Source organism: Frigidibacter sp. RF13 (assembly GCF_026626305.1).
Classification (GTDB): Bacteria; Pseudomonadota; Alphaproteobacteria; order Rhodobacterales; family Rhodobacteraceae; genus TMP-24.
The window spans coordinates 331,114-355,541 of the sequence record NZ_JAPNUE010000003.1; the positions used below are offsets into that span (position 1 = coordinate 331,114).

General features: G+C 66.2%; 27 protein-coding genes and 2 pseudogenes. 11 read left to right on the forward strand and 18 right to left on the reverse strand.

Translation table 11 applies throughout. The features are described from left to right. The first annotated feature begins 1 nt into the window (after nt 1). On the forward strand, nt 2-1,198 hold the full coding sequence (locus tag OU426_RS09735) for an efflux RND transporter periplasmic adaptor subunit (protein WP_267633755.1): 1,197 nt from the start codon (nt 2-4) through the stop codon (nt 1,196-1,198). On the opposite strand, the pseudogene OU426_RS09740 reads toward OU426_RS09735, so the two are convergent. Then, a pseudogene (locus OU426_RS09740) lies at nt 1,195-1,620 on the reverse strand (hypothetical protein); the annotation flags it as partial. The gene OU426_RS09735 and the pseudogene OU426_RS09740 sit on opposite strands and share 4 nt — an antisense overlap. Nucleotides 1,621-1,703: 83 nt before the next feature. On the opposite strand from OU426_RS09740, the pseudogene OU426_RS09745 reads away from it, so the two are divergent. After that, nucleotides 1,704-2,472 (forward strand): annotated as a pseudogene (locus tag OU426_RS09745) (IS5 family transposase). Nucleotides 2,473-2,664: 192 nt separating this feature from the next. Here the strand turns inward: OU426_RS09745 and OU426_RS09750 are convergent. Further along, nucleotides 2,665-3,684, reverse strand: a complete 1,020-nt coding sequence (locus OU426_RS09750) for a ribose-phosphate pyrophosphokinase (protein WP_324289808.1) — start codon at nt 3,682-3,684, stop codon at nt 2,665-2,667. 127 nt (nt 3,685-3,811) lie between these two features. Between OU426_RS09750 and OU426_RS09755 the strand changes: the two genes are divergently transcribed. After that, nucleotides 3,812-4,615 (forward strand): alpha/beta fold hydrolase, encoded by an 804-nt coding sequence (locus tag OU426_RS09755; RefSeq protein WP_267633757.1) that lies wholly within the window; start codon nt 3,812-3,814, stop codon nt 4,613-4,615. A gap of 87 nt (nt 4,616-4,702) precedes the next feature. Here the strand turns inward: OU426_RS09755 and OU426_RS09760 are convergent, their stop codons facing one another. The 6 genes from OU426_RS09760 to OU426_RS09785 form a co-directional block, all read right to left on the reverse strand. Continuing rightward, the gene (locus OU426_RS09760; RefSeq protein WP_267633758.1) at nt 4,703-5,758 is read right to left on the reverse strand and encodes a threonine aldolase family protein; all 1,056 of its coding nucleotides are present in this window, start codon (nt 5,756-5,758) and stop codon (nt 4,703-4,705) included. After that, a complete protein-coding gene (locus OU426_RS09765; RefSeq protein ID WP_267633759.1) occupies nt 5,758-6,210 on the reverse strand; it encodes a YcgN family cysteine cluster protein in 453 nt (150 codons plus the stop codon). Before OU426_RS09765 ends, OU426_RS09760 begins: the two co-directional genes overlap by 1 nt. A 41-nt stretch (nt 6,211-6,251) precedes the next feature. Beyond that, nucleotides 6,252-7,181 (reverse strand): bifunctional riboflavin kinase/FAD synthetase, encoded by a 930-nt coding sequence (locus OU426_RS09770; protein WP_267633760.1) that lies wholly within the window; start codon nt 7,179-7,181, stop codon nt 6,252-6,254. A 31-nt stretch (nt 7,182-7,212) separates the two neighbouring features. Beyond that, nucleotides 7,213-7,656 (reverse strand): MaoC family dehydratase, encoded by a 444-nt coding sequence (locus OU426_RS09775; RefSeq protein WP_267633811.1) that lies wholly within the window; start codon nt 7,654-7,656, stop codon nt 7,213-7,215. A 217-nt stretch (nt 7,657-7,873) separates the two neighbouring features. Beyond that, the gene (locus tag OU426_RS09780) at nt 7,874-8,749 is read right to left on the reverse strand and encodes a TIGR01459 family HAD-type hydrolase (protein ID WP_267633762.1); all 876 of its coding nucleotides are present in this window, start codon (nt 8,747-8,749) and stop codon (nt 7,874-7,876) included. Nucleotides 8,750-8,867: 118 nt separating this feature from the next. After that, nucleotides 8,868-9,788: a manganese-dependent inorganic pyrophosphatase gene (locus tag OU426_RS09785; RefSeq protein WP_267633763.1), complete on the reverse strand. Its 921-nt coding sequence runs from the start codon at nt 9,786-9,788 to the stop codon at nt 8,868-8,870. 525 nt (nt 9,789-10,313) lie between these two features. Here OU426_RS09785 and OU426_RS09790 point away from each other — a divergent pair. Further along, nucleotides 10,314-10,502: a hypothetical protein gene (locus OU426_RS09790; RefSeq protein ID WP_267633764.1), complete on the forward strand. Its 189-nt coding sequence runs from the start codon at nt 10,314-10,316 to the stop codon at nt 10,500-10,502. A gap of 40 nt (nt 10,503-10,542) precedes the next feature. Here the strand turns inward: OU426_RS09790 and OU426_RS09795 are convergent, their stop codons facing one another. Then, a complete protein-coding gene (locus OU426_RS09795) occupies nt 10,543-11,535 on the reverse strand; it encodes a TraB/GumN family protein (RefSeq protein ID WP_267633765.1) in 993 nt (330 codons plus the stop codon). A gap of 126 nt (nt 11,536-11,661) precedes the next feature. Between OU426_RS09795 and OU426_RS09800 the strand changes: the two genes are divergently transcribed. The 3 genes from OU426_RS09800 (at nt 11,662) to groL (ending at nt 13,987) form a co-directional block, all read left to right on the forward strand. Then, entirely contained in the window at nt 11,662-11,877 is a 216-nt protein-coding gene (locus OU426_RS09800; protein WP_267633766.1) for a hypothetical protein, read from the forward strand. Between the two features lie 142 nt (nt 11,878-12,019). Then, nucleotides 12,020-12,307, forward strand: a complete 288-nt coding sequence (gene groES, locus OU426_RS09805; protein WP_267633767.1) for a co-chaperone GroES — start codon at nt 12,020-12,022, stop codon at nt 12,305-12,307. A gap of 45 nt (nt 12,308-12,352) precedes the next feature. After that, on the forward strand, nt 12,353-13,987 hold the full coding sequence (groL, locus tag OU426_RS09810) for a chaperonin GroEL (protein WP_267633769.1): 1,635 nt from the start codon (nt 12,353-12,355) through the stop codon (nt 13,985-13,987). A gap of 68 nt (nt 13,988-14,055) precedes the next feature. Here groL and OU426_RS09815 read toward each other — a convergent pair whose 3' ends face one another. Further along, complete coding sequence (locus OU426_RS09815; protein ID WP_267633771.1) at nt 14,056-14,319, reverse strand: hypothetical protein; 264 nt, start codon at nt 14,317-14,319, stop codon at nt 14,056-14,058. Nucleotides 14,320-14,468: 149 nt separating this feature from the next. On the opposite strand from OU426_RS09815, the gene OU426_RS09820 reads away from it, so the two are divergent. Together OU426_RS09820 and OU426_RS09825 are read left to right on the forward strand one after the other, a co-directional pair. Beyond that, the gene (locus OU426_RS09820) at nt 14,469-15,218 is read left to right on the forward strand and encodes a winged helix-turn-helix transcriptional regulator (protein WP_267633773.1); all 750 of its coding nucleotides are present in this window, start codon (nt 14,469-14,471) and stop codon (nt 15,216-15,218) included. A gap of 77 nt (nt 15,219-15,295) precedes the next feature. After that, on the forward strand, nt 15,296-16,165 hold the full coding sequence (locus tag OU426_RS09825; RefSeq protein WP_267633774.1) for a DMT family transporter: 870 nt from the start codon (nt 15,296-15,298) through the stop codon (nt 16,163-16,165). Nucleotides 16,166-16,288: 123 nt separating this feature from the next. Here OU426_RS09825 and OU426_RS09830 read toward each other — a convergent pair whose 3' ends face one another. The 3 genes from OU426_RS09830 to OU426_RS09840 are packed head-to-tail and all read right to left on the reverse strand — an operon-like array spanning nt 16,289 to nt 17,717. Then, nucleotides 16,289-16,780, reverse strand: coding sequence for a GNAT family N-acetyltransferase (locus OU426_RS09830; RefSeq protein WP_267633776.1), 492 nt, complete (start codon nt 16,778-16,780; stop codon nt 16,289-16,291). Next, nucleotides 16,774-17,268, reverse strand: a complete 495-nt coding sequence (locus OU426_RS09835) for a GreA/GreB family elongation factor (RefSeq protein ID WP_267633777.1) — start codon at nt 17,266-17,268, stop codon at nt 16,774-16,776. The genes OU426_RS09830 and OU426_RS09835 overlap by 7 nt, the downstream gene beginning before the upstream one ends. Beyond that, nucleotides 17,265-17,717: an NUDIX domain-containing protein gene (locus OU426_RS09840; RefSeq protein WP_267633778.1), complete on the reverse strand. Its 453-nt coding sequence runs from the start codon at nt 17,715-17,717 to the stop codon at nt 17,265-17,267. The genes OU426_RS09835 and OU426_RS09840 overlap by 4 nt, the downstream gene beginning before the upstream one ends. 89 nt (nt 17,718-17,806) lie before the next feature. Between OU426_RS09840 and OU426_RS09845 the strand changes: the two genes are divergently transcribed. Then, complete coding sequence (locus tag OU426_RS09845; RefSeq protein ID WP_267633812.1) at nt 17,807-18,532, forward strand: alpha/beta fold hydrolase; 726 nt, start codon at nt 17,807-17,809, stop codon at nt 18,530-18,532. A 6-nt stretch (nt 18,533-18,538) separates the two neighbouring features. Here the strand turns inward: OU426_RS09845 and modC are convergent, their stop codons facing one another. Genes modC through OU426_RS09865 form a run of 4 tightly spaced genes read right to left on the reverse strand, consistent with a single transcriptional unit; the run spans nt 18,539 to nt 21,462 of the window. Beyond that, entirely contained in the window at nt 18,539-19,606 is a 1,068-nt protein-coding gene (gene modC / locus OU426_RS09850) for a molybdenum ABC transporter ATP-binding protein (RefSeq protein WP_267633779.1), read from the reverse strand. Next, nucleotides 19,603-20,292, reverse strand: coding sequence for a molybdate ABC transporter permease subunit (modB, locus tag OU426_RS09855; protein WP_267633781.1), 690 nt, complete (start codon nt 20,290-20,292; stop codon nt 19,603-19,605). Before modB ends, modC begins: the two co-directional genes overlap by 4 nt. Before the next feature lie 10 nt (nt 20,293-20,302). Continuing rightward, nucleotides 20,303-21,034 carry a molybdate ABC transporter substrate-binding protein gene (modA, locus tag OU426_RS09860; protein WP_267633782.1) on the reverse strand — a complete coding sequence of 244 codons (732 nt, stop codon included), beginning with the start codon at nt 21,032-21,034 and terminating at the stop codon, nt 20,303-20,305. 56 nt (nt 21,035-21,090) lie between these two features. Next, nucleotides 21,091-21,462: a winged helix-turn-helix domain-containing protein gene (locus tag OU426_RS09865; protein ID WP_267633783.1), complete on the reverse strand. Its 372-nt coding sequence runs from the start codon at nt 21,460-21,462 to the stop codon at nt 21,091-21,093. 125 nt (nt 21,463-21,587) lie between these two features. On the opposite strand from OU426_RS09865, the gene aguB reads away from it, so the two are divergent. Then, nucleotides 21,588-22,457, forward strand: a complete 870-nt coding sequence (aguB, locus tag OU426_RS09870; RefSeq protein WP_267633784.1) for an N-carbamoylputrescine amidase — start codon at nt 21,588-21,590, stop codon at nt 22,455-22,457. Nucleotide 22,458: 1 nt separating this feature from the next. On the opposite strand, the gene OU426_RS09875 is transcribed toward aguB, so the two are convergent. Continuing rightward, nucleotides 22,459-24,267, reverse strand: coding sequence for an aminopeptidase P family protein (locus OU426_RS09875; RefSeq protein ID WP_267633785.1), 1,809 nt, complete (start codon nt 24,265-24,267; stop codon nt 22,459-22,461). Nucleotides 24,268-24,428: the final 161 nt, after the last annotated feature.

The window sequence follows — 24,428 nt, forward strand, 5'->3', positions numbered from 1 at the left end:
GATGAAACGCCGCCTCACCATCCTGGCCGTCGCTCTGGCCATCCTGGCCGCTTTCCTCTGGGCCTTCTGGCCGCGCCCGGTGCCGGTCGAGACCGAGCTGATCGAACGGCGCGCGATCGCGGTCGAGATCGAGGAAGAGGGCGAGGCCCGCATCCGCGAAGTCTTCACCGTCTCGGCGCCGATCGCGGGGCGGATGCTGCGGCTGGAACTGCATGCCGGCGACCGGGTTGTGGCAGGCGAAACCGTCGTCGCCCGCATCCGCCCGGCGCCGTCCGCGCTTCTGGACGCAAGGTCGCGGCGGGTGGCCGAGGCAGGGCTGCAGGCGGCCGAGGCCGCGGTGGGACTGGCCGGGGCCGAGGTGGCGCGGGCGCTCGCCCAGCTTGGCTTCCGTCAAGGCGATGCAGCGCGGGCCTCGTCGCTGCGCGAGCGCGGAGCGATTTCGGAGCGCGACTATGACATGGCGCAGCTCGACCTCACCGCGGCCGAAGCGGCGGTCGCGAGCGCCCGGGCCAACCTTGCCGTGCGCGAGCGCGAACGTGACAGCGCCCAGGCAGCCCTGAGCGAGGATGATGCGGCGGGCGAGGCTGCCGTCTGCTGCACCGATGTCATGGCACCGGCTTCGGGCGAGGTGCTGCGGGTGCTGACCGAAAGCGCTCAAATCGTGCAGCCCGGCCAGCCGCTTCTGGAAATCGGCGATCCTGCCGACATGGAGATCGAGGTCGATCTGCTTTCGTCAGATGCGGTCCGAGTCGCGCCCGGCGCCGAGGCCGCGATCGACGGCTGGGGCGGCCCGGCCCTTGCCGCTCGGGTCCTGCGCATCGACCCGTCCGCCACGACCCGCATCTCGGCGCTGGGGATCGAGGAACAGAGGGTCAGGGTCGTTCTGGGCCTTGACGCGGCCGCCGCCGCCGACCAGTCGCACCTGGGCGATGGCTACCGGATCACCGCCCGGATCCGGGTTTGGGAGGGGCAGGACCTGACCGCGATCCCGGTGGGCGCGCTCTTCCGCGTCGGCAGCGACTGGGCGACGTTCGTCGTCACCGACGGGCGGGCCGAACAGCGGCGGATCACGCTTGGCGAGCGCAATGCCCGGTATGCTGCCGTCACCGAAGGGATCGCGCCGGGCGATAGGGTGATCCTGCATCCCAACGATCAGGTCGCCGACGGCGTCCGTGTCGAGCCGGCGCCGGGCACTTAGCCCGCCGACCGGGATGCCAGAGCAGTTAAGCGTGCCTTGAGAAGGAGCATTCCGAGAAAGGCGCCGACTACCGCGCGCCCGGACAGGATCAGGCCGTCGCGGTCAAGGACCCCGAGCCCGAAGGTCGTTCGACCGAACGGCGTGAAGAAGACCCCGGCAATCCCGGTCCCGACCGTGACCGGCACGATGATCATCGCTCGGCTCAGCCGCCGGAATGCCGCGAGGGGCGGGGCGCCAAGCGCGCGGTTGGCAAAGATCAGCCCGACGATTCCCAGCAGCAACGTCAGATAGGTCGCCGCCCGCAGCTGCTCGGCAGGCGCGCCATTCATGGCCGCCTGCCAGTAGACACAGGCCGCCGCGCCGAGGACCAGAAGCCCCGAGAGCGCGCTTTGCAGGGCCGCGTGCGGCGCATAAAGTGGCGCACCGGGCGGTCGCTCTCGCTAGGGTCAGGACCCATTGATCATCCGCTTGCGGCGTGATTCAGCCTCCGCAAGGAGACTGACCGATGAGCAACCTCTTTTGGCTCACGGACGCACAGATGGCCCGGCTTCGGCCCTTCTTCCCCAAGAGCCACGGTAAGCCTCGCGTCGATGACCGGCGGGTATTGAGCGGGATTATCTTCATCAATCGCAATGGGTTGCGGTGGTGCGATGCAGCGAAGGAATATGGACTGCCGAAGACCCTCTACAACCGCTGGAAGCGGTGGAGCGACAAGGGGGTCTCCGCCCGGATGATGGCTGGTCTGGCCTCCCAGGTCGCCGTTCCCAAGACGGTGATGATTGATGCGACCTATCTCAAGGCGCATCGCACGACGACCAGCCTGCGGTCGAAAAAGGGGGACCAGACGACCAGAGGGGCCGGCTGATCGGGCGAACCAAGGGTGGCATGAACACCAAGCTACATACCGTAGCCGATGCCGATGGCCGCCCGATCCGGTTCTTCATGACCGCAGGCCAGGTCAGCGATTACACCGGTGCAGCGGCCCTGCTGGGAAGCCTACCAAAGGCGGACTGGCTGCTGGCCGACCGCGGTTATGACGCTGATTGGTTCAGGGAAGCGGTGAAAGACAAGGGGATAAAGCCCTGCATCCCCGCTGGAAGTCTCGAGGAAAACCAATCAAGCATGACAAGCGCCGCTACAAACGCCGCAACCGGATCGAGATCATGTTCGGAAGGCTCAAGGACTGGCGACGCGTCGCCACCCGCTACGACAGATGCCCGAAGGTCTTCCTCTCCGCCGTCGCCCTCGCCGCAACCGTCATGTTCTGGCTATGAAACGAGAACGAGTCCTGACCCTAGGCGGCGCGACTGCGCGAGGACCGTGAGCGTCCGATCGGTTGGGATCTGAGCTGCAACAAGCGGTTCGCCGATGCTCCCCTTAGGTGCAAAACCGGGACCAAGTGTCGCTATGAGAGGCCGCAGCGTGGCGTCGACGGACATCCGGCGACCGGGCCGTCGCGCTGTGGCTTATCCGCGGCTGTACATGCCTTCGTAGATCGGCGTCAGCGTCTCGACCTCGAAGAGCGATGAAACGGACGTGCCGTTCCAGATGTTCATGATCGCCTGGGCAAACATCGGCGCGGTCGGCACGATGCGGATATTGCGGGCCTTTTTCACCGGTTCAGTCGGCTGGATTGAATCGGTTATGACCAGCGATTTCATCACCGAATTCTCGATCCGCTCGACCGCCGGGCCCGAAAGGACGCCGTGGGTGATGTAGGAGTGAACTTCTTTGGCGCCCGCTTCCATCAGCGTCTCGGCCGCCTTGCAGAGCGTGCCGGCCGTGTCGCAGATATCGTCGACGATGATGCAGCTCTTGCCCTCGACCGAGCCGATGACGGTCATGCCCGCCACTTCGCCTGCCTTCTCGCGCCGCTTGTCGACGATGGCGAGGGGGGCGTTGATCCGCTTGGCGATCTCGCGGGCGCGCGCCACGCCGCCCACATCGGGCGAGACGATCATCAGCTCTTCCATCTTGCCCTTGAAGTGGTGTTCGATGTCCAAAGTGAAGATCGGGCTGGCGTAGAGATTGTCCACCGGAATGTCGAAGAAGCCCTGGATCTGCGCGGCATGCAAGTCGAGCGTCAGGACGCGGTCCACCCCTGCCTCGGTCAGAAGGTTCGCGACCAGCTTGGCCGAAATCGGCGTGCGGGCCTTGGCGCGGCGGTCCTGGCGGGCATAGCCGAAATAGGGGATCACGGCGGTGATGCGGCTGGCCGATGACCGGCGCAGCGCATCGGTCATGATCAGAAGCTCCATCAGGTTGTCGTTCGCCGGGTTCGAGGTCGGCTGGATGATATACATGTCCTCGCCGCGGACATTCTCGAACACTTCAACGAAAATCTCCTGATCGTTGAACCGCTCGACCCGCGCATCGACGAGGCCCACATTCACCCCCCGGTGCATCGACATGCGCCGGGCGATCGCGCTGGCGAGCGGGCGGTTGGCATTGCCGGAAATGAGTTTCGGTTCGGTCATCACGGGCATGTGTCGTCCTTGTCGCGGGGGCCGGGGTTCGGTTCTTGCCGGGTCGGTCCGGCGAGGTCTGGGGATTCGGGCGCGTTGCACTGCCTCTATCACCCGGATAGGGTCGCGGCAATTTGTTGGAGGGCATATGGCCAGGGACGTTGTGCAAAGCACGCAGATTTTTCAGGTGCGCTATGGCGCGGGCGCGCGGCGCGGGCTGGCGCTGCATTGCTCGCTGGCGCATTCCGGCGCCTGGAAGGGCTGTTTCGCGGCGCTCGAGGAGCCGATCGCGATCGATGCTTTCGATCTGCCCGGTCATGGCAAGTCATCCGACTGGGACGGCCGGTCCGACTATGTCGCGCTTTGCCGTTCGGTCGCCGAAGAGCTGATCGGCGAGGAGCCGGTCGATCTCATTGGCCATTCCGGCGGCGCGGTCGCGGCGCTTCAGCTTGCGCTCGACCGGCCCGACCTCGTCCGGACACTCACCCTGATCGAGCCGGTGCTGTTCGCCGCCGCGCGGGGCACGCCGGAGTTTGACGCCTGGGCAGAGGCGATGTCGCCCTATGTGACGGCGCTCGCGAAAGGCGCGCGGATGGAAGCGGCCGAGAGCTTTACCCGGATCTGGGGCACCGGCACGGCATGGGAAGAGATCGAGCCCCGGACCCGCGCCTATATGGCCGACCGTATCCATCTGATCGCGGCGGGCGATCCGGGCCTGATCGAGGATAATTTCGGCATTCTCGCGGAAGGGCGGCTTGAGATGCTCGACCTGCCAGTGATGATCATCGTGGGGGGCGACAGCCCGCCGGTCATCGGCGCGATCGCCGAGGCGATCGCCGCGCGCCTGCCCGATGTCGGCCTCGCGGAGGTACCGGGGGCGGGGCATATGCTGCCGATCACTCACCCGGTGCAGGTCGCGGGGCTGATCGACATCAACCTGTCGCGCGACTGACCATAGACTCCCCTGGGGCTCCTCGTCGCCTTCGGCGCTCGTCGCGGGCGCAGCGAAGAGGGACGGCACGGACCGATGAGCGGCCCCTCAGTCCGCCCGCAGCAGGTCGAGGAAGGCCTCGACCTCGGCCTCGGTCGTCGACCAGGAACAGACGAAACGCGCCGAGAGGGGAGTATCGTCCAGGCCATCTAGGCTCTGGTCGAAGGGCCAGAGATAGTAATGCCCGCCCGCCGCCATCGCCTTGCGATGCAGCCATCGTGGCAGGCTCGCGAAGACGATATTGCCCTCGGTCGGATGCACGAGGCTGCCGCCCGGCAGCGCGGCGAGGCCCTCCGACAGGCGCGCGGCCATGCGGTTTGACTGGCGCGCCAGATGCAGCCAGAGCCCGTCGGTCAGATAGGCCTCCATCTGCGCCGACAGGTAGCGGTGCTTGGAAAAAAGATGGCCGCCGCGCTTGCGCCGGAGCTCAAGCTCCCAGGCTTTGGCCGGATCGAAGACCACCAGGGCCTCGACGCCCAGGCAGCCATTCTTCGTGGCGCCGAAGGATAGAAGGTCCACGCCGGCCCGCCAGGTCATGTCGGCCGGGCTTGCGCCAGAGGCCACTAGCGCATTGGCGAAGCGCGCGCCGTCCATATGGCTCGCCATGCCTTCGGCGCGGGCGAGCGCGGTCAGCGCCGCCACCTCTGCCGGTCGGTAGTAGGTGCCCGCCTCGGTCAGGTTCGTCAGGCTGAGCGCGCCGTGCTGATGGTGATGGACACCGCCCTGCGGGGTCTGGGCCAGGCGCGCGGAAAGCGCCCCGGGCGTGATCTTGCCGTGTGCGCCGGCGATTCCGGTGATACGTCCGCCGCCGATGTAAAATTCCGGCGCGCCGCATTCGTCCACCACGATATGCGCCTCTTCATGGGCATAGACCGTGCCCCAGACCGGGCAGGCGAGCGAGAGCGCGAGCGAATTTGCCGCCGTGCCGGTCGGCACCAGATAGACCGCGGCCTCGGGCGCCTCGAACGTGTCGCGGATCAGCGCGCGCACCCGGTCCATGATCGGATCGGTGCCGTAGGAGGGAGCGTAGCCGTCGTTCGCGGCGGTGAGCGCGGCCATCACTTCGGGCGCGGCGCCCGATGTATTGTCGGAGGCGAATTCCATCACAGGTCCTCGATGATATGATCTTCCCAATCGTCCTCATGGACGGTGAATTCCGAGACCGTCCAGCCCCGAACCGACTGGCCCGCCTGATGCACGCTTTCCGGATCGCCCGAGATCAGCGGATGCCAGGGTTCCAGCGGCCGGTCCTCGGCGCGAAGCTTGTAGGCGCAGGTCTGGGGCAGCCAGTAGGCGACCTTGTCGATGCCGCCCTTGGTCAGCACCACGCATTCGGGCACGAAGGTCTTGCGCGTCCGGTACTGGGTGCAGCGGCAGCTGTCGGCGTCGAGAAGGCGACAGGCGACATTGGTGAAATGCACCTCGCCCGTCTCGTCATCCTCGAGCTTGTTCAGGCAGCATTTGCCGCAGCCGTCACAAAGTGCCTCCCATTCCGCCGTGTTGAGGCGCGAGAGCGGCAGGGTCCAGAAGTCGGGGCGAAGGGCTTTGTCTTTCATGGCGGCCCACTCTGGCCGACGGGCCGATGAAAGGGAAGGGGTCAGAGCTGGCCGAGGATCGTCCGGGCGCGGTCGCAATCGGCGTTCATCTGGGTGATGAGCGCGGGAAGACCGTCAAAGCGCATCTCGGGGCGCAGGTAATCGACGAGCGCGACAGACAGGTGCTGGCCGTAGAGGTCGCCTGCGAAGTCGAAGAGGTAGGTTTCGAGGTTGGGCTGGTTTTCCCCGAACATCGGCCGGACGCCAAGGCTTGCCGCGCCATTGTAGCTGCCCGCCTGCGGGCCGGTCAGCACATCGACCTTCACCGCATAGACGCCGAGCTTCGGCAGGTGCAACCCGTCGAGCGCCATGTTGGCGGTGGGAAAGCCAAGCTCGCGCCCGCGCTTTTCGCCATGCAGCACCGCGCCTTCGATCCGGTGCCAGTGGCCGAGCATGGCCTGAGCGTCGCGGGGGCGGCCTTCGGTCAGGGCGGCTCGGATATTGGTGGAGGAAATGTCGAGACCGGCGAAGCGCACGATCTCGGCTATCGTGACGCCGAAGCAGAAGCGTTGGCCGAGCGCCCTCAGCGTGTCGGCAGTGCCCTTGCGGCCCTTGCCGAAGCAGAAATCCGCGCCGACCGTTACATGCGACACGCCAAGACCCTCCGACAGGACCTCTTTGGCGAAGGTCTCCGCCTCCATCCCCGCGAGACGGTGATCGAAGGGCAGCTCGTAGAGCTGGGCGACGCCGAGCTTCTCCAGCCGGTGCGCACGCGCCTCGGCATTCATCAGCCGGAAGGCGGGGGCTGCGGGGGCGAAGAACTGGCGGGGATGGGGTTCGAAGGTGAGAATACCGAGGGGCGCGGGCGCAGCGGCGCGGGCCTGATCGATCACCGCCTGGTGACCGAGATGGACGCCATCGAAATTGCCCATGGCGACAGTCGCGCCGCGGGCGGACGGGTCTATCCCTTGCCAATCGGTATGCGTGCGCATCTGCCCCTGTCGGCGGATGGCCCGCCCGCTATCAGTCGAACTTGCGGCTTGGCGCCAGTACGACCGCCTCGCCCTTCAGGACCACCCTATCGCCCACGGCGCAATGGGTTTCAAGGGTCACGCGGCGTTTGGCATGATCGATGGCCAGGACCTTGACTTCGGCATGGACGGTGTCGCCGGGGCGGACGGGGGCCATGAACTTCAGCGTCTGGCCGAGATAGACGGTGCCATGGCCGGGCAACTGTTCACCAATCACCGCCGAGATGAGGCCCGCAGTCAGCATGCCATGGGCAATGCGGCCCTCGAAGATCGTGTCACGGGCATAGGCCTCGTCGAGGTGGACAGGATTGCGGTCGGTCGAGACCTCGGCGAACAGCTCGATATCGTGGTCGGTGATGGTCTTCTGCAGATAGCGGCTCATGCCGATCTCGAGATCCTCGATGCAGATGGTTCCGCGCGGCTGATTGTCGAGCATCATCGTGAGTCCCGGGGTTGTTTGCGCTGCAGCATAGATGATGCTGCGGCGCGGCGCAATCGACTTGGTAATTTACGACTGTTTTTTTGACATATGAGGCAACAATGTTGCTTTGTGGGTTACGGATGTTTCGCCCGCTGGCGCGGGCGATCCATGCGAGGGGGCTTTCAGCTGCCTCGCGCTCCCCCGAGAGTATTTCCGGACAGGAAATTGCAGATCAGCGCAGGCGGCCGACGCTGTAGGCGGGCGAAAGTTGTGCCTCGGCGAGCCAGCGGTCGAGCAGGGCGGGGTCGGGGTTTTCGACGTCTAAGCCGAATTCAGCGGCGGCGAGGCCGCCGGTGATGAAGAGCGCGTCGATGCCTTCGCCCATCGCGCCCTGTATGTCGGTCGCGATACCGTCACCCACCGCGAGGATGCGCGGGTCCTCGATATCGCCGAGCGCGGCGAGGCGGCGGCGGGCAAGATCGTATATCGGCGGGTGGGGCTTGCCGAAATAAAGGCTTTCGCCGCCCATTTCGGTATAGAGTTGGGCGAGGGCGCCCGCGCACCATTCGCGCACCTCGCCGCGGTCCACGACGATGTCGGGATTGGCGCAGAGGAGCTTCAGGCCCTTGGTTTTGGCGTAGAGAAAATCAGCGCGGTAGACGGAGGGATCGGCCATCGGGTCGAAAGGGCCGGTGCAGACGATGCCCTCGGCCTCGTCCAGCGGCACCTTGGTAATTTCGACCGGATTTTCAAGGATTTTCAAGGGACTGAAGAAGCCGACGTCGGTGTCTCCATCCCCGATGAAATAGACCCTCGTGCCGACGACGCCCTGAAACATCGCCGCGCGCGCACTGTCGCCCGAGGAGGCGATCGTGTCCCAAGCGTCGCGGGGGACGCCCAGCCGATCGAGCTGTTCGGCGACGCTGGCGCGCGGTCGGGGGGAATTGGTGACCAGCACCACCTTGCCGCCGCGCTGGCGGTAGGCTTGCAGCGCGGCGACGGCGGCGGGGTAGGGGCGGATGCCATCATGGACGCAGCCCCAGAGGTCGCAGAAGAGCGCGTCATAATCCGCGCCGATCTCGGCCAGCGACTGGATGATACGGGTCATGGGGCGGGCTCCTTCACTTGGAACGGGCGTAGGGCATGCGTCGGTTTCGCGTATGGCATCCGTCCCGACAACGTCCCGACAAACGTACCGCCGCCCGGGGAAGGGCGGCGGCGTCCGGTTACATCTTCAGCGCCGGAATGATCTGCTTCTTGCGGCTCATGATGCCGGGCAGCACGACCGTGTCGCCCGCGACCTTAGCGCCGAAGGAGGCTTCGGCGATGCGCTTCACCAGATCATTCGGCACAAGGAGCGTCGCCTCTTCTTTCAGGATGTCGACGACGAAGAGAAGGACCTGGTCGGCGCCGTCTTCCTTTGCCACACCCTCCATCGAGGCCATGAGCGAGGCCTTGCGGTCGAGGACGGCCTTGGGCGAGGTGGTTTCCAAGACCGAGACGCGCAGTTCCTTGCCGTCGATGTTGTATTCCTTGGAATCCATCCGCAAGAGTTCGGCGTCAGAGAAGGCTGACACATCGGACTTGGCCGCGAACATTTCGGCGGCATAGTCGGCGATCTTCACGCCGAGGTCGGCTGCGAGCTTCTCGGCCACGGCCTTGTCGTGTGCGGTCGTGGTCGGCGAGCGGAATTCCAGCGTGTCGGAGAGGATGCAGGAGAGCATCGCGCCCTTGATCGCCTTCGGCGCCTTCGCGAGGTCGGCACCCATCAGGTCGTGCATGATAGTCGCGGTGCAGGCGAGGGGCCGGATGGTGATGTCGATCGGGCTGCGGGTCTTCAGGCCGCCGACCAGCATATGGTGGTCGATGATGCCCTGGATCTTTGCCTCGTTGACCGAGGGCGGCAGTTCGGCGGGGTTGTTGGTGTCGACGATGACGACGCTGTCCTCGGCCGAGACGTCCGCAATGATCGCGGGCTTCTCGAGGCCCCAGTGCTTCAGCACGAAGGCGGCTTCGGTGTTGGGTTCGCCGAGGAGGACGGGTTTGGCCGCGGTGCCTTTCACTTCAGACAGGTACCAGGCCCAGATGATGGGTGAGCCGGTGGAATCGGTGTCGGGCGATTTGTGGCCGAAAACGAGGGTGGTCATGGCTGGGTCCGTTCATTGGAAATCGGCCGCCTTATAGCAGCTTCGCACCTGTTGTCACGGCGCCATGGGGGTGTGCGAAAAATCAATGATCCTGTGCATAATTGTTGACTCCTGTCTGCCTCCCCTTCAACTGAAACTGGGGACAGTCCTGCTGGACCTGTGAGTGGTGTGAGATGTTTTCGAGTAAGTGACAGGGCGGCGCGCGCATACTGCCCCGGGTTCGATACCATCCCGGCCTGCTGGGCAGACCCGCTATGGCGCCGCGCCGCCCTGTCAGGTACTGTCCTGCGCCTTGACATTCACGGCCAGCCGCATGACCATCGCCACCTCTCATGAGGAGTGTCGTGACATGGACCTGAAGCGCTGACCCCCTGGCGGGTGTGAACCGGGCCGCGCCAGATTCGCCGCCGCACCAACAGCGATCATGAGGAGTGCCCTGAGAATGGACCTTTCCGCCTGAGCCTTCGGGCCGGTCGCGGTCTGCTGTCGCAGGCCAGTCAGCCATTTTCCATATGAGGCACATGAATGCCGAAAAAGACCAAGATGCCACCGCTGACGGCGGGTGGCCAAGGAAAGCTTTTGTCCAATCCGCCCGCGACATCGCGCTTTGATCTGAAATCCGCAGCGGGCGGAAAGGCCGGGGGCGCGGCGAAGGGCGCCCCCCGGCTGAAGCCGAAGTTCCTGCCCGGCAAGGCCGGGGGGCCGCGCGGCTAAACAGGCGCGGTCCGGGCGGAATGGCCCGGGCCGCTTCCCGTCAGAAGGGGCGGCGTTCGAGGCTGTAGCCTTCGCGTTCCAGAAGGCTGAGAAGCCCGTCCTCGCCCGACAGATGTCCGGCGCCGACCGCCACGAGCAGAGTCTTTCCGGGGGCCGCATCGCGCAGGATCTCCACCCAGGCGCGGTTGCGGCCATAGACCAAGGCTTCCTCCATCTCGGCGAAGTCGCGGTTCAGGGTTTCGGCCTGATCCGGCAAGGCGCGGATCGCCGCGAGGCGGGCAAAGTCCATGATTTGGCGATGGTCTTCGCGGAAATAGCTTTCCATCATGGTACGCAGCATGTCTTCGGACTGGCTCACCGTCGGCAAGGCGGTGCGCAGCATGTCGATCTGCTCCTCGGCCGAGATCGTGCCGAAGATCCGGAAGATCGTGTCATAAGGTTCGAGCGCATGGAGCGGCTTGCCCTCGGCCTTCGCCGCCTCGCCGATCAGATGGTCGAGCCCGTCGGCGCCCGTCGCCATCGCTCCCATCGCGCAGGGTGGCATCGACAGGAGGACCGAGACATACCAGGGCTGCATTTTTGCAGCGATGAAGGGCGGGACGCCGCGTTCGGTCATGGCGGCGGAAAGCGCCTGCCATTCAGGCTCACTCAACCGTTCGGGCAGGGTGGGCCCGGTCGAGACCATGAGGTCGGGCCTTGTGGCGATTGCGGACTGGATCGCCTCCATCTCCTTGTCGGTGGCTTCCAGATAGATCGCATCGGCGGCACGGATTACCGGCAGAAGGCGCTCGGCCGGCGCATCCATGCGGGGATCGTAGATATGCATCGTGCCGACGATGTCGATCACACTGCCATCCTTCACCGCGCGCCAATGGTTGCCCGACGGGTAGGGGGCGGCCTCGGTCGCCGCGTCAAGTTCGGCGCGGTCGGCGGGGGGGAGGGCAGCGATCATGTCCTCGCCCGCGCAGGTCAGTGCGGTAGTGGCAGTGGGCGCGAGCAGGAGCGCGAGGGCAGCGAGAGCGGAGCGGAACATGCGGGGCCTTGTGGTTCGGGTGGTCGAGGGAGACTGCCATGGGTTGTACGGGATGGCCAGTCTCCGTGCGCTGCTTTCACTCTCATGCAAGCCACACCTGCTCAGATGTCCGGAAAGGAGAAACCGATGAAGCGCAGCCGCCGATATTTCAAACCCAGATCGCTCACCTGGATTGCCTCGGCAGCGCCGGTCGCGGCCGGGCTTTTCATCGCTTTCGAGCCGGTCCATCACCTCGGCGACTGGGCGAAGGCGGTAAGTGCCACCTTCGGTAACACCTCGCCCTATCTCCTGATCAATGCCGGCCTGGTCGGCATCGGCCTAAGGGGCGCGATTAAGCCGTAGGCTGCTTCCCTCTCTTGAAAAAATTTCCTGGCTATCGCCGTTGACTCACGTCCGCGTGACGCCTAACTACGGCGCGTTAGCACTCAGCAGACATGAGTGCTAATCCCATTTTGAACCTGGAAACCCAAGGGAGTGTTACCAGATGGCTTTCAAACCGCTGCATGACCGCGTTGTCGTCAAGCGCGTCCAGAGCGACGATAAGACCAAGGGCGGGCTGATCATCCCCGACAGCGCCAAGGAAAAGCCGGCCGAGGGCGAAGTTGTCGCCGTGGGCGAGGGCGCGCGCAAGGATTCGGGCGAACTGATCCCGATGTCGGTGAAATCCGGCGACCGTATCCTCTTTGGCAAATGGTCGGGCACCGAAGTGACGCTGAACGGCGAAGAACTTCTGATCATGAAGGAATCGGACATTCTCGGCATCATCGCCTGAGACTGACCCTTTCCCCCATCCACATACATCCGAAGGAGAAGCCAGATGGCTGCTAAGGACGTCAAATTCGATACCGATGCCCGCGACCGCATGCTGCGCGGCGTGAACATCCTCGCCGACGCCGTGAAAGTCACCCTTGGGCCGAAGGGCCGCAACGTGGTGATCGAGAAATCGTTCGGCGCGCCCCGCATCACCAAGGACGGCGTTTCGGTCGCCAAGGAAATCGAACTCGCAGACAAGTTCGAGAACATGGGCGCCCAGATGGTGAAGGAAGTCGCTTCCCGCACCAATGACGAAGCGGGCGACGGCACCACCACCGCCACCGTTCTCGCGCAGGCGATCGTCAAGGAAGGCATGAAGGCGGTTGCCGCCGGTATGAACCCGATGGACCTGAAGCGCGGCGTCGATCTTGCCACCTCGAAAGTCGTCGAAGCGATCAAGGCCGCGTCGCGCAAGGTCGCAGACTCGGCCGAGGTTGCCCAGGTCGGCACCATTTCGGCCAATGGCGAGGCCGAGATCGGCCGCCAGATCGCCGACGCGATGCAGAAGGTCGGCAATGAAGGTGTGATCACCGTCGAGGAAAACAAGGGCCTCGAGACCGAGACCGAAGTGGTCGAGGGCATGCAGTTCGACCGCGGCTACCTCTCGCCCTATTTCGTCACCAACGCCGACAAGATGACGGCAGAACTCGATGACTGCCTCATCCTGCTGCACGAGAAGAAACTCTCGTCGCTGCAGCCGATGGTGCCGCTGCTCGAGTCGGTCATCCAGTCGCAGAAGCCGCTGCTGATCATCGCCGAAGACGTGGAAGGCGAAGCGCTTGCCACGCTCGTGGTGAACAAGCTGCGCGGCGGCCTGAAGATCGCCGCCGTCAAGGCGCCGGGCTTCGGCGACCGCCGCAAGGCCATGCTGCAGGACATCGCGATCCTGACCGGCGGTCAGGTGATCTCGGAAGATCTCGGCATGAAGCTGGAAAATGTCGGCCTCGACATGCTTGGCCGCGCCAAGCGCGTCCTGATCAAGAAGGACGACACCACCGTCATCGACGGCGCCGGTGAGAAGGCCGAGATCGAAGCGCGCGTCAGCCAGATCCGTGCCCAGATCGAGGAAACCTCGTCGGACTACGACCGCGAGAAGCTGCAGGAACGTGTGGCGAAACTGGCGGGCGGCGTTGCGGTGATCCGCGTCGGCGGCATGACCGAAGTGGAAGTGAAAGAGCGCAAGGACCGTGTGGACGATGCGCTGAACGCCACCCGTGCGGCGGTTCAGGAAGGCATCGTCGTCGGTGGCGGCGTGGCGCTGATCCAGGCGGCCAAGACGCTCGAGGGCCTGAAGGGCGCCAACTCCGACCAGGACAACGGCATCGCGATCGTCCGCAAGGCGCTGGAAGCGCCGCTGCGCCAGATCGCCGAAAACGCCGGTGTCGACGGGTCGGTCGTGGCGGGCAAGGTCCGCGAGTCGAACGACAAGACCTTCGGATTCAACGCCCAGACCGAGGAATATGGCGACATGTTCAAGTTCGGCGTCATCGACCCCGCGAAGGTCGTGCGCACCGCGCTTGAGGATGCGGCCTCGGTCGCCGGTCTTCTGATCACCACCGAAGCCATGATCGCCGAGCGTCCGAAAGAGGACAAGGCGCCGATGGGCGGCGGCATGGGCGGCATGGACGGGATGATGTAAGACCTCCCGTTCCGGGTAGTAGTGAAAGGGGCGCCCGACGGCGCCCCTTTCTGCATGAGGGCTGGCGCCTAGGCCCCCCGTTTCTGGGCGGCCGGACCCGCGCGGAGCCAGCCGGTCAGCGATGCGAACACCCTTCGCCCAAGCGTTTCCCTGTCGGCGGACCCTGCCGGTGCGGGGTCGATATCGGCGGGACGGTCGGGAAATCGCTCGCCGCGCCAGCGGTCAGACTGGTGATCGGCATGGCTCTGGATCGCCATCAGCCATCCGACCGCGCCAAAAGTCGGCATCTGGGTTTGCGAATATCCGTTGGCCGGGTGGCTTGAGCGGTTCATTGGATGCCTCCATGCAGGCTGTTGCGTGGGGCCAGCATGCGGGGCGTCCCGGAATGCCGCCAGTTCCGGGAGTGAAGCGAACCTGCTACACAATGTGAACTGGATCGCAGGTGCGCCCTTGTCGTAGGCTGGCCGCGGGAGGGGACCCAATGCCAAACAAGCCCTATGGTATCATCTGCCCGTTGTCGAAGGCCTGCGAATATCTCGAGCCGCGCTGGACCATCCAGATCCTTGGCGAGTTGTGGGGCGGGTCCAGCCGGTTCAACGATATCCGGCGCGGGCTTGGCCATATGTCGCCCGCGCTCTTGTCGCGACGATTGCGGGAGATGGAGGCGATGGGCCTCGTCGACCGGGTGGAGGACCGGGCGGCCGGCACAGTCGATTATTTCCGAACCGCCAAGGCGATCGCGCTCGAACCCGCGCTTGACGCGCTGGCTCACTGGGCGCAGCGCAATATCGAGGCCGAGATTGCCATCGGCGAGCCGAATGTCTCGACCATGATGTGGGGCGCGCGGCGCTATGTGAAGGTTCAGGAATTGCCGCCCCGGCGTATCGTCATGCGCTTTCACTTCGGGACGGTCGAACGCGGCAGTGACCGATATTGGCTGGTGACGCAGCCTGGATCGGAGGTTGACCTCTGCACCACGGACCCTGGCACGGAAGTCGATATCTATGTTGAAGTGACGACGGTGTCGATGGCCGCCATCATGCTGGGACGTTCGTCGATTGCCCGCGAAATCGACGAGGGGCGGCTGTTCCTGTCGGGCGATCCACGTCTGATCCGGACCATAGACCGCTGGTTTCCCAAGGAAGATGGGCATGATATCGACGGCGTCCTGCCGCTGCTACCCGACCGTGATCGCCATGCAGGAAGGCATGCGGCAGCGGTTCGCCAGTAGCTTTCGGCGCATCGGGTCCGGTATCGGTCTGGGCAGGGTCGGCATCCGCCGTCCGGCTTTGTTGTAAGGGTCCGTTCGTGCGCCTCTTTCTTCTCACCGCGCTGACCATGGTCGCCTTCGCCGCCAATTCGGTCCTGAACCGGGTCGCGGTGGCGGGCGGGCTGATCGAGCCGGTGCCTTTTGCCGTCGTGCGCCTGCTCGCCGGGGCGGCGATGCTCGGCCTCTTTATCCTTGTGCGTTACGGGCTGCAGGGGCGGCGCCTCTGGCCCGGGGCCGGACGGCGGCGGCTGTTAGGGGCACTTTCGCTCTTGCTTTATCTGTTCGGCTTCTCGCTTGCCTACCGGCAGCTCGATGCAGGCGTTGGGGCGCTGATCCTTTTCGGGATGGTCCAGATCACCATGTTCGCGGGGGCGCTCCTGTTCAAGGAACCGGTACCCGGGCGGCGCTGGGCGGGGGCGCTTCTGGCCTTTGCCGGGCTTCTGTGGCTCTTTGCGCCCTGGGCGCGGGCAGGGCTCGCGGTGAGCCCACCGCATGCGGGCCTGATGCTCGCGGCCGGAGCGGGTTGGGGTGTTTATTCGCTCGCGGCGCGGGGGGCAGACGATCCTTTGGGGGCGACGGCCTGGAATTTCCTTCTGGCGGTGGTGCCCGGTTTGCTGATCGGCATGGCCCTGCCCGGGGGCGTGGCGCTCGAAGGGGCAAGCGCTGGCGGCCTTTTTCTGGCGATCCTCTCCGGGGCGGTGACTTCGGGTCTTGGCTATGCGCTCTGGTATCTGGTCTTGCCCGGTCTCGGACCGTCGCGGGCGGCTGTGGCGCAACTGACCGCGCCGGTGATCGCGGCGGCGGGCGGTTTCTTGTTCCTGGGCGAGCCCGTCACCCTGCGGCTCGCCGTTGCGGCGCTTCTGGTGCTGGGGGGCGTAGCGCTGTCTTCCCGACCGGTGCGCGACTGAACTTTCTGATCCAGAGGCGACCCCGCGCAGAGCGCGCGGGGTCAAGCGATCTCTCGCCGCCCCGGCCGGGCCGCGGCGGCTCGGCTGCCTCCGGCGGAGGTATTTGGGCCAAGATGAAGAGGGTCAGAGTGCTTTGCCCATGCGGTGGGCGATCTGGGTCTTTGTGCCGAGCGTGATGGGGCGGTTGGCGAGCGAGAGGCGGAAGCCTTCACGCTCCCAGAAGGCGCGGCCGCGCGGGTTGGCTTCGAGGACGGCTATGTAGATATTTTTGGCGCCGCGGCGGCGGGCCTCGGTTTCGAGATGATGAAGGAAGGCGCGCCCGAGGCCGCGGCCGCGTGCGGCGGGGGTGAACATCATCAGGCCGAGGAAGGCATCGGACGGTTCGGGATAGCCGAAGGCGAGATCGGCGAGGCCTGCGAGAGGATCGCCGTCAAAGAGGCCCGCGCGGTAGCTGGTGGTGGGGTCGATGCCGGGCGGATGGGCGGTGAAATATTCGTCCGTGACCTCGGCGTCCGGCTCGGCATCGCGCTCGAGCCAGATATAGTCGGCGGCCTCGTGGAAGAACCGCTCGACAAGGGCACGGTCGGTCACTGGGTGGAGCGGGCGGATCAGCATGGCAGCGGTTCGATCTTGAGGATCTCTAGCTCGGTCGCGCCCGCCGGGCGGCGCCAGGTGACGAGGTCGCCCACATGCGCGCCGAGGAGCGCACGGGCGAGGGGGGACTGGGGAGCGATGCGGCCGAGGCTTGCGTCAGCCTCGTCTTCACCGACGATTTCATAGGTGGTTTCTGCGCCCTCTTCGTCGGCCACGGTGACGCGGGTGGCGAAGGCGGCTTCGTGCGGCGCCTCGGGGGGCGGTGTCGGGATCGCGCTGGCGAGCCGGGCGGTCAGGTAGCGGATGTCACGCTCGGCAGCACGTTCGGGCAGCCGGTCGAGCCGGTCCGGGCGAGCTTTGAGGGCGGCGAGGGTGGCCTGGGTGTCGGTGAGCCGCTGTTGCAGCGCGGCGAGCCCACGCGGGGTGACGTAGTTCGGATGCGGCGAAAGCGGCAGGTCGGGGAGGGGCGCATTGTCCGGCCCGTCCTCCTTCACGAAAGCGCGGCTCATGGCACGATTTCCTCAAGCGGGTCGTAATGCGCCTGGGCTGACCCCGCGAAGGCGATGGCGGCGAGGCTGTCGGGTTTCAGCCTTATCCCGGCCAGTTCCCGTCGCCCGAAGAACCGGCGGCGTGCGACAACCCCTTCGGGATCGCGCCAATTGGTCGGCAGTTCACCGCCCGCGAAGCTGCAACGGAAGAAGAGGTCGACCTGGTGAAAGCCCGATCTGGGATCGTGGAATTCGTTCACAAGAGCGAGCGGGCCGACGGCGACCTCGATGCCGCATTCCTCATGGACCTCGCGACGCAGGTTGTCGGGCAGGGATGTGCCGGGTTCGACCCCGCCACCCGGGGCGCACCAGAGGTCGGACCGGGTGCCGGGATAGGCGTTGACGAGGAGGAGCCTATCCTGATGCATAAGGATGGCGCGGACGGCAAGGCGGGGTGAGCGGTGCTTCATGAGCGGGAGAGTGCCTGTCGACCGCCGGTGACGCAAGGGCGCGGAGCGAAAGGGTGGCGCGCGGCCCCGGGGGCGACTATTTCAGGGCCATGATCCGTGGTCTGATCCTTCTTTTCCTGCTTCTTGCCGCGCCTGTAGCGCAGGCCAAATGCGTGGTGCTGCTGCATGGGTTGGCGCGCACCGATGCGTCGCTGCGGATCATGGAGCGGGCGCTGGAAGATCGCGGCTACCGGGTGGTGAATTCGGCCTATCCCTCGACCGAGGCGCCGATCGAGGATCTGGTGCGTTTCTACGTGACGCCAGCGGTCGCTGCCTGTGGCGAGGAACGGGTGGATTTCGTCACCCATTCGATGGGCGGCATCCTTGCCCGCGCCTGGCTCGACGATCACCGGCCGAAGCATATGGGGCGCGTGGTGATGCTCGCCCCGCCCAACAAAGGGTCGGAACTGGTGGATGCGTTCGGGGGGCTGACGCTTTTCGACTGGGTGAATGGACCGGCGGGGCTGGAGCTTGGGACCGATCCCGCGAGCGTGCCGAACCGGTTGGGCATGGCGCGGTTCGATCTGGGAGTGATCGCGGGCGACCGGTCGCTCAATCCGATCTATTCCTATGTGATCGGCGGGGCGGACGATGGAAAGGTCTCGGTCGAGGCGACGAAGATCCGGGGGATGAACGATCATATCGTGCTGCCGGTGACCCATACGTTCATGATGAACAATCCCCTGGTGATCGCCCAGGTCGAGGCCTTCCTTGCCAATGGCCGGTTCGACCGCAGCCTGACCTACTGGCAGGCGCTTGGGCAATTCTTGCCCTGAGGCCGTTCAGTCGCGCGCGAGCGCCACGGATTTCACGATCGCATGGCAGGGCGCGCCGGGCGCGAGCTTCAGCGTCTCGACCGAGCGTCGGGTGAGGCGGGCGCGAAGCGCGGTTCCGGCCGCCGTCAGCTGGACGTCGACCGATGCCGCGTCGAGGTCGGTCAGTGCGGTGACCCGGGCGGGCAGGATGTTCAGCGCGCTGAGGCCAAGAGGCGGGATGGTCGCGACCATCACGTCGCGGGCGCGGATCACCAGACGCAACATTTCGCCCGGTGCCGGCTCGGGCTGGAGCGCGGGCAGGATCAGCTGACCTTCGGGCAGGGACAGGCGGCAGAGGCCCTGCGGCTCCGTGCCCGCATAGCGGGCCTCGATCAGGCTGCCCGGTTCTTCCGCGCCGAAAGCGCGGGCGGCGCGCGGGTCGGACAGAACGCCGGCGGTCGGACCCTGGGCCTGCACCCGTCCTTCGGCAAGCGCGATCGTGCGCGTGGCGAGGCGGGCGACTTCCGCAAGCGAATGGCTGACATAAAGGATCGGCAGCTGCGCTTCGTCGCGCAATTGTTCGATCAGCGGCAGGATGGCGGCACGGCTTGCGGTATCGAGGGCCGACAGCGGTTCATCCATCAGCAGAAGGCGGGGACGGGACAGGAGCGTGCGGACGAGCGCCACCCGCTGCGCCTCGCCGCCCGAGAGCGTCGCGGGCTTGCGGGCGAGAAGGGGGGTGAGGCCGAACTTGTCCGCCATGGGGCGGACCTCGTTCAGGCATCCGGCACGGCGGGCGGCATAGGTGAGGTTGCCCTCGACGTCGAGATGGTCGAACAGGCGCGGCGCCTGGAAGACCATGCCCACGCGGCGGCGATGCGGCGGGGTGAAGGCGCGCCCGTCTTCCCATGTCTCGCCGCTGTAGCGGATCAGCCCTCCCGTACGCTCGAACCCGGCAACGGCGCGCAGGATCGAGCTTTTGCCCGCGCCGGAGGGGCCGAATATCGCGGTAAGGCCCGGGTCGGGCAGGGTGAGGTCGATCTCGATCCCCCGGGGGCCGTGTGGCAGGCGGAATGCAAGGTGAAGGTCGGTCATGCGCGGCGCCCGGAGCTGCGCCCGGCGCGGCGGTTGATGGCGTACAGGGCCAGAAGCACGGCGAAGGAAAGCGCGACGAGAAGGGCCGAAAGGACATGTGCGGCGGGGTAGTCGGCGCGCTCCACCTGTTCATAGATGGCGATGGAGATCAGCCGCGTCTCGCCCGGGATATTGCCGCCGACCATCAGGACCACGCCGAACTCGCCCAATGTATGGGCGAAGGTCAGGACGGCGGCGGTCAGATAGCCGCGCAGCGACAGGGGGAGTGCCACTGTCAGGAAGGCATCGAAGGGCCGGGCGCCGAGGCTCGCGGCGGTTTCGAGAGGAGCAGGCCCAAGGGCGGAAAAGGCCGCCTGCAGCGGCTGGACGGTGAAGGGCAGGGAATAGAGGAGAGAGGCCAGAACGAGGCCTGCGAAGGAGAAGGTGAGTGTCTCGCCGGTGAGTGAGACCCAAGCCGCGCCAAGGGGTGCTTGCGGGTTGAAGGCAAGGAGCAGGTAGAAGCCCAGCACCGTGGGCGGCAGAACGAGGGGCAGCGCGGTCAGCGCCTCGATCAGAGGCACAAGGCGGGCGCGGCTGCGCGCGAGCCACCAGGCGAGCGGCGTGCCCAGAAGAAGGAGAAGCGCCGTCACCAGCGCCGCGAGGCGCAAGGTCAGCCAGAGGGGGGCGAGATCGGGCAGGGCGGTCATGGCTGAGGGCTCATGGCAGGCCGTAGCCCGCGCTGCCGATCATCTCGCGCGCCACCGGGGAGGCGAGGAAGGCCAGAAAACCCGCCGCCGCCTTGTTGTCTGCCCCATGGGCCAGAAGGACCGCAGACTGGATGAGCGGCGCGTGATCCTCCGCCGGGATCGCCCAGGCGCTGCCGCCGGTCTCTGCCGTCAGCGAGGAAGCCGCGATGAAGCCCACATCCGCCGCCTTGCTCGCGACCATGCTGAAAGCCTGACCGATATTCTCTCCGGTGACGAGCTTTGGCTGGACCTCCCCGGTCAGTCCCAGATGGTCCAGTACCTCCATTGCCGCAAGACCGTAAGGCGCCAGATCGGGATTGGCGATTGCCACATGGCGCGCGGCGCGGAGCGCCGCCGCCGGATCGGAAAGGTCGCGGACCGGATCGGCTGACCAGAGCGCGAGACGGCCGAGCGCATAGGGCCGTGCCGTCCCTTCGACGGCCAGACCTTCGGCGAGCAGCCGGGCCGGTGTCGCATTGTCCGCCGACAGGAAGGCATCGAACGGCGCACCGGCGGCAATCTGGGCCGAAAGCTTGCCGGTCGCCCCGGCAGTGATCCTGATCTCATCGCCGGTTTCGGCCGCAAAGGCCTGCGCCAGCTCCTCGGCCACCGGGGCAAAGTTCGTCGCAACCGCGATCAGAGCGGTGTCGGCACGTAGCGCGGACGGCAGCAAAAGGCAGACGACGAGCAGCAGGCGGATCATGTTGGTGTTCCGTTATTTCCATACGGATATAACGGCAGAGGTATGGCAGGCAATCGCTATTTCTCGCGGGCCGCAGCGGCGTGCAGCGCCGCGATCGCGGCGATCTCTGCCACACTCGCCCTGCTGCTCTCGGCCTCCATCCGGCGGTAAAGCGCCAGAACCTCGGCCCCGCACGCCGTTAGCGCCGCGCCGCCCCGCCCGGCCCCGCCGCGCGAGGCGGCGACCAGAGGCGCGTCGAACATCGCGTTCAAAATCTCAACAAGCCCCCAGGCGCGCTTGTAGCTCATCCCCATCCGCCGCCCTGCGGCCGAGATCGAGCCGGTTGCGGCAATCCCTTCCAGCAGGTCGGCCTTGCCCGGCCCGATCCAGAGGCCCGGTCCGATCATCAGCTTCAGTCGCAGGCGCGGGTAGCGGCCCTTCTCTTCCATTCCGTCTCCCGTGGCAAAATGCCTCTTCCCCCTCTTCCGTTCTTAAATATCCTGCGGGGGAGCGCGAGGGGGCGCAAGGCCCCCTCGCTGATCTTTGGCGCCCGCTCACCGTCAGGGGAAGAAGCATGTCAAAAGTCACCGTCGCCGCCACACAGTTCGCCTGCTCCTGGAACCTGCCAGCGAACCTCGATCGCGCCGAAGGTCTCGTCCGCCGGGCCGCCGCCGAGGGCGCGAATGTCGTGCTCCTGCAGGAACTGTTCGCCACCCCCTATTTCTGCATCACCGAAGACCCAGCCTATTTCACGCATGCGCTTCCCTACGAGGGCAATCCGATTGTCGCCCGTTTCGCCGACCTTGCGCGCGAGCTCGGCGTGGTTCTACCGGTCAGCTTCTTCGAGCGCGCGGGTACGGCGCATTTCAACTCGGTCGCCATGGTCGATGCCGACGGCACGGCGCTCGGCCTCTACCGCAAAAGCCACATCCCGCAGGGGCCGGGCTATGAGGAGAAATTCTACTTCTCGCCCGGCGACAGCGGCTTTCGCGTCTGGGATACGGCCTTCGGGCGGATCGGCACCGGCATCTGCTGGGACCAGTGGTTTCCCGAGGCTGCCCGCGCGATGGCGCTTCAGGGCGCAGAGATGCTCCTCTATCCGACCGCCATCGGCTCGGAACCGCCCGCGCCCGGCTATGACAGCCAGCCGCATTGGGAAATGGTGATGCGCGGCCATGCGGCCGCCAATATCCTGCCGGTCGTCGCCTCGAACCGGATCGGGCGCGAAGAGCAGGGGGACAGGTTCGTCACCTTCTACGGCTCTTCCTTCATCGCAGACCAGTGCGGGCAGCTCGTCACCAAGGCGGGACGCGCGGACGAGACGATCCTGACTGCCAGTTTCGACCTCGGCGCAATCCACGACCTGCGCCGCAGCTGGGGCCTGTTCCGCGACCGGCGGCCCGAGCTTTACCGGACGCTCCTGAGCCTCGACGGGCGCGCCTGAGCTAGAGGGGTGCCGTCGCCGCATCCAGCCAGCGGCGCGCAGCCTCCGACACACGCGGCCCGATCTTCGCGGCCACCTCGGCGTGATAGTCGTTCAGCCAGTCGACTTCGGCGCGCGTCATCAGGCCCGCCGCGATCAGCCGCCTGTCGATCGGCACGAAGGTCAGTGTCCGCATGCAAAGCATCTCGCGTTCGGCGTCGCCGCCCTCCGGCACCACCGCCGTCTCGACCAGCAGCAGGTTTTCGATCCTTATGCCGAAAGCGCCCTCCCGGTAATAGCCCGGCTCATTCGACAGGATCATCCCCGCCTCAAGCGGCACATCATAGCGCCGCGACAGCCCCATCGGCCCCTCGTGCACCGACAGATAGGCGCCCACGCCATGGCCGGTGCCATGGTTGAAATCCTGATGTGCGAGCCACAAGGGATAGCGCGCAATCGCATCCAGATGGCTGCCTGCAACGCCCTTCGGCCATCTGAGCCGCGAGATGGCGATCATGCCCTGCAGGACACGGGTGAAACAGTCCCTCTCCACCTGCCCGGGCGCGCCGATGGCCACCGTCCGGGTGATGTCGGTGGTGCCATCGAGATATTGCCCGCCCGAATCGATCACCACGATCTCGCCTTCGCCGAACGGCCGGTCGCTCTCCTCGCTCACCCGATAATGCATGATCGCGCCGTTGGGGCCTGACCCGCAGATTGTCTCGAAACTGATGTCCCGAAGCGCGTTCGAGGCGCGGCGGAAGCCTTCAAGTGCGGTCACCGCGCGGATCTCGGTCATGCCGCCCTTCGGCACTTCCGCATCGAGCCAGGCGAGAAATTCAACCATTGCCGCCCCGTCGCGCAGATGCGCCTCGACCATGCCGGCGATCTCGGCCTCATTCTTGCGCGCCTTGGGCAGAAGACAGGGATCCTGCCCCCAGACGACCTCGGCGCCTGCCTCGGCGAGGATACGCGACACCGCCACCGGCGCCGTCGCCCGGTCGACCCTTATCCTGCCCCGCAGCTCTCTCAAGGCCGCCTCGAACGCCTCGGGCGCCGCGATCCGCACGCTCGGGCCGAGATGCGCAAGCACCTCAGGCCCGAGCTTCGCCTGATCGATGAACAGATCGACGTTGCCATCGGCCTGCAGAAGCCCCAGGCACTGCACGACGGGATTGCGCGGAATATCCGCGCCGCGGATATTGAGAAGCCAGGACAGCGAATCCGGCAGCGTCAGAACCGCCGTCGCCTGACCCTCACGGCCGAGCTGACCGCCCAGCCGCCGCCGCTTGTCTGCTGAACTTTCGCCAGCAAGTTCAATCGGGTGAACGGCAACCTTTCCGCAGGGCGGCGTCGGCCGGTCGGTCCAGACCGCATCGACGAGATTGGCCGCCGCCACGAGCCCTATCCCGGTCCCGGCCAGCCGCGCCTCGATCTCCTCGATCTCGCGCGCGGTGTGCAGCCAGGGGTCATAGCCGATCCGCGCGCCTGCCGGTGCCCTTTCGGTGATCCAGTCGCCCGCTTTCACCTCCGGCCAGTCGACCGGCGTATAGACCGTGAGGTCCACCTGACCCTTCACCTGCGTCCGGTAGCGGCCATCGACGAACACCCCTGCCACTTCCGGCAGAACGACGCAAAACCCGGCCGAGCCGGTGAAGCCCGTCAGCCATTGCAGACGCGCGTCACAGTCGGCGACATATTCGCCCTGATGCACATCGGCGCGCGGCACGATGAAGCCCTGAAGCCCCGCCGCCGCCAGCGCTGCCCGGAGCGCCCCAAGCCGTGCGGCCCCATGACGCGGCTCTGCCGTCACCTCGAATGTCTGAAACATCCTGTCCTCACGTTCTGTCCCCAAATACTCCGGGAGGGTCCGGGAGGGCAGAGCCCTCCCGGCGGATCGGCGCCCCCGGAGCGCGGGCCGGTAAAACCCCCCCCACCCCCGACCCCCCCAACCCCCCCCCCCGCGCCGGGGGGGGGGGCCAAAGCGGGCCC

What these genes read in the sequence shown, in the direction of transcription:
- OU426_RS09770 (WP_267633760.1), bottom strand. Translation starts at nt 7,181, where the DNA reads ATGCGCACGCATACCGATTGGCAAGGGATAGACCCGTCCGCCCGCGGC.
- OU426_RS09775 (WP_267633811.1), bottom strand. Translation starts at nt 7,656, where the DNA reads ATGCTCGACAATCAGCCGCGCGGAACCATCTGCATCGAGGATCTCGAG.
- OU426_RS09830 (WP_267633776.1), bottom strand. Translation starts at nt 16,780, where the DNA reads ATGCTGATCCGCCCGCTCCACCCAGTGACCGACCGTGCCCTTGTCGAG.
- modC (WP_267633779.1), bottom strand. Translation starts at nt 19,606, where the DNA reads ATGACCGACCTTCACCTTGCATTCCGCCTGCCACACGGCCCCCGGGGG.
- OU426_RS09800 (WP_267633766.1), top strand. Translation starts at nt 11,662, where the DNA reads ATGAAGCGCAGCCGCCGATATTTCAAACCCAGATCGCTCACCTGGATT.
- OU426_RS09820 (WP_267633773.1), top strand. Translation starts at nt 14,469, where the DNA reads ATGCCAAACAAGCCCTATGGTATCATCTGCCCGTTGTCGAAGGCCTGC.
- groES (WP_267633767.1), top strand. Translation starts at nt 12,020, where the DNA reads ATGGCTTTCAAACCGCTGCATGACCGCGTTGTCGTCAAGCGCGTCCAG.
- OU426_RS09865 (WP_267633783.1), bottom strand. Translation starts at nt 21,462, where the DNA reads ATGGAAGAGAAGGGCCGCTACCCGCGCCTGCGACTGAAGCTGATGATC.
- OU426_RS09780 (WP_267633762.1), bottom strand. Translation starts at nt 8,749, where the DNA reads ATGACCCGTATCATCCAGTCGCTGGCCGAGATCGGCGCGGATTATGAC.
- OU426_RS09735 (WP_267633755.1), top strand. Translation starts at nt 2, where the DNA reads ATGAAACGCCGCCTCACCATCCTGGCCGTCGCTCTGGCCATCCTGGCC.
- OU426_RS09790 (WP_267633764.1), top strand. Translation starts at nt 10,314, where the DNA reads ATGCCGAAAAAGACCAAGATGCCACCGCTGACGGCGGGTGGCCAAGGA.
- OU426_RS09875 (WP_267633785.1), bottom strand. Translation starts at nt 24,267, where the DNA reads ATGTTTCAGACATTCGAGGTGACGGCAGAGCCGCGTCATGGGGCCGCA.
- aguB (WP_267633784.1), top strand. Translation starts at nt 21,588, where the DNA reads ATGTCAAAAGTCACCGTCGCCGCCACACAGTTCGCCTGCTCCTGGAAC.
- OU426_RS09835 (WP_267633777.1), bottom strand. Translation starts at nt 17,268, where the DNA reads ATGAGCCGCGCTTTCGTGAAGGAGGACGGGCCGGACAATGCGCCCCTC.
- OU426_RS09840 (WP_267633778.1), bottom strand. Translation starts at nt 17,717, where the DNA reads ATGAAGCACCGCTCACCCCGCCTTGCCGTCCGCGCCATCCTTATGCAT.
- OU426_RS09750 (WP_324289808.1), bottom strand. Translation starts at nt 3,684, where the DNA reads ATGCCCGTGATGACCGAACCGAAACTCATTTCCGGCAATGCCAACCGC.
- modA (WP_267633782.1), bottom strand. Translation starts at nt 21,034, where the DNA reads ATGATCCGCCTGCTGCTCGTCGTCTGCCTTTTGCTGCCGTCCGCGCTA.
- OU426_RS09755 (WP_267633757.1), top strand. Translation starts at nt 3,812, where the DNA reads ATGGCCAGGGACGTTGTGCAAAGCACGCAGATTTTTCAGGTGCGCTAT.
- OU426_RS09785 (WP_267633763.1), bottom strand. Translation starts at nt 9,788, where the DNA reads ATGACCACCCTCGTTTTCGGCCACAAATCGCCCGACACCGATTCCACC.
- OU426_RS09795 (WP_267633765.1), bottom strand. Translation starts at nt 11,535, where the DNA reads ATGTTCCGCTCCGCTCTCGCTGCCCTCGCGCTCCTGCTCGCGCCCACT.
- OU426_RS09765 (WP_267633759.1), bottom strand. Translation starts at nt 6,210, where the DNA reads ATGAAAGACAAAGCCCTTCGCCCCGACTTCTGGACCCTGCCGCTCTCG.
- OU426_RS09845 (WP_267633812.1), top strand. Translation starts at nt 17,807, where the DNA reads ATGATCCGTGGTCTGATCCTTCTTTTCCTGCTTCTTGCCGCGCCTGTA.
- modB (WP_267633781.1), bottom strand. Translation starts at nt 20,292, where the DNA reads ATGACCGCCCTGCCCGATCTCGCCCCCCTCTGGCTGACCTTGCGCCTC.
- OU426_RS09760 (WP_267633758.1), bottom strand. Translation starts at nt 5,758, where the DNA reads ATGGAATTCGCCTCCGACAATACATCGGGCGCCGCGCCCGAAGTGATG.
- OU426_RS09815 (WP_267633771.1), bottom strand. Translation starts at nt 14,319, where the DNA reads ATGAACCGCTCAAGCCACCCGGCCAACGGATATTCGCAAACCCAGATG.
- groL (WP_267633769.1), top strand. Translation starts at nt 12,353, where the DNA reads ATGGCTGCTAAGGACGTCAAATTCGATACCGATGCCCGCGACCGCATG.